This window comes from Streptomyces tremellae, from assembly GCF_039540215.1.
GTDB classification, from domain to species: domain Bacteria; phylum Actinomycetota; class Actinomycetes; order Streptomycetales; family Streptomycetaceae; genus Streptomyces; species Streptomyces tremellae.
The window spans coordinates 1-2,128 of the sequence record NZ_BAABEP010000140.1 but is presented as its reverse complement, the minus strand read 5'-3'; the positions used below and the strand labels follow the sequence as shown (position 1 = coordinate 2,128).

General features: G+C 73.7%; 1 protein-coding gene. It reads right to left on the bottom strand.

Features of this window, described 5'->3' with window-relative positions; genetic code table 11:
* A partial coding sequence (locus ABEA77_RS33680; protein ID WP_425588452.1) for a condensation domain-containing protein occupies positions 1-2,128 on the bottom strand: 2,128 nt, incomplete at both ends.

Sequence of the window (2,128 nt, the reverse complement as noted above, 5' to 3'; positions counted from 1 at the left end):
CCCCGGCCGCACCCCCCAACCGCCCCGCAAGACCCGCCACCGTCGGCGCCTCGAAGATCACCCGGATCGGCAGTTCGACCCCGAGGACGGTGCGGATACGGCTGGCGAGCCGCACCGCCTGCAGCGAGTGCCCGCCCAGTTCGAAGAAGCCGTCGTCGACCCCCACCTGCGGCACACCGAGTACCTGGGCGAAGACCGTGCACAGCAGCTCCTCGTGCACGGTGGCGGGCCGCCTGCCCGGCGCGGAGCCGGGCTCGGGGGCGGCTTCGGCGGCCCGTTCCGCCGGCTCCTCCGCCCTGCGCACGAGTTCCAGCCGCCCGTCGCGGCTCCAGCGCACCACGTTCCCGGTGCGGTACATCCGCGCGCCGGGTCCCTCGAACGGGCAGGCCACCACGCGCCCGGCGGCCGGACCCGGCCTGTCGGCCTCCGCCCCGGGGCGTCCCGGGCCCGTCACGTACATCTCACCCGGCACCCCGGGCGGCACAGGTTCGAGAAGGGCGTCAAGGACGTAGACGCGCGTACCTGCAGGACCGGCCGACGGCACCCGCTCCCCGCCGCGCACCGGGGCCGCGGCGTCGGGCGCCGTGCCGAGCAGCTCCTGCGCCCCGTCCGTCTCCATCGCGCGCAGGGCGCCGTTCCACTCCGTCAGGATCTGCCGCCGCTCCCCGGCGTCCAGCAGGTCGATCCGGCGGACGGGTCCGCGGGGGGCGCGGACGGCCGCGCGCAGGACCCGCGTCAGCCGGTCGACGAGCGCGTCCACTGTGGCCCTGTCGAACAGGTCGGTGGCGTACGTGATGCCGCCGTCAAGGCCGGCGGGCAGACCCCGCGTGTCGAAGCGCTCGACGACCTCGACGTCCAGGTCGAACTTGGCGCCCTGCGCCCGCGGCGGCATCGCGCCGACATCGACCCCGTGCAGGTCGAGTGCCGTACCCGGCAGGTTGTGCAGCGTCAGGGCCACCTGGAACAGCGGGTGCCGGCCCATGGAGCGTGCGGGGGCCAGCTCCTCCACCAGCCGCTCGAACGGCACGTCCTGGTGCTCCAGCGCGCCCAGCGCCGCCTGCCGCACCCGCCCGAGCATCTCGGCGAAGGTCGGATCGCCCGACAGGTCGGTCCGCACCACCAGGGTGTTCACGAAGGACCCGACCAGGTCCTCGATCGCCTGGTCGGTCCTTCCGGCGACCGGGCTGCCGATCGGGATGTCGTCACCCGCACCCAGCTTGGACAGCAGCACCGCCAGGGCGGCCTGCCACACCATGAACATCGTCACGCCCTCGGCACGGGCCAGCTCCGCCAACCCCGCATGGAGCCCGGACGGGACCTCGATCGGCGCCCAACCACCCCGGTGACTGGCCACCGCCGGACGCCGCCGGTCCACCGGGAGTTCGAGTTCCGCCGGCGCCCCGGCCAACTCCTTGTGCCAGTAGGCCGCCTGGCGCGCCAGCACGCTGTCCGGGTCGTCCGCGTCCCCCAGCATCTCCCGCTGCCACAGCGCATAGTCCGCGTACTGCACCGGCAACGGCTCCCAGCCAGGAGCGCGCCCCGCACACCGCGCCGCGTACGCCACCGACAGATCCCGCCACAACAGCCCCATCGACCACCCGTCACCCGCGATGTGGTGCACCACGAGCACCAGCACACACTCCCCCGACACCACATCCCCGGACTCCGCCCGGTCCGGTTCGAGCACGAACAGCGCGGCCCGCAGGGGCAGTTCCGTCGCCAGGTCGAAGGCGTGGGAGGACACCCGGTCGATGTGCGCATCCAGCTCGTCGGCCGCGACCGGGACCACGGGCAGGCCCACACCCGCCTCACCGGTCGGCACGACCTCCTGGAACGGCTCCCCGTCCACCTGCGGAAAACGCGTCCGCAGACTCTCGTGCCGCCCCACCACATCACCCAGCGCCGAACGCAACGCCCCCACATCCAACCGCCCCGACAACCGCACCACCAACGGCACGTTGTACAACGCACTCGCACCCTCAAGACGATCCACGAACCACAACCGCCGCTGCGCATACGACAACGGCACCGCGTCAGGACGCACCCCCGCCACCACACCCGGCCGCACCACACCCCCGGCCGCACCCCCCAACCGCCCCGCAAGACCCGCCACCGTCGGCGCCTCGAA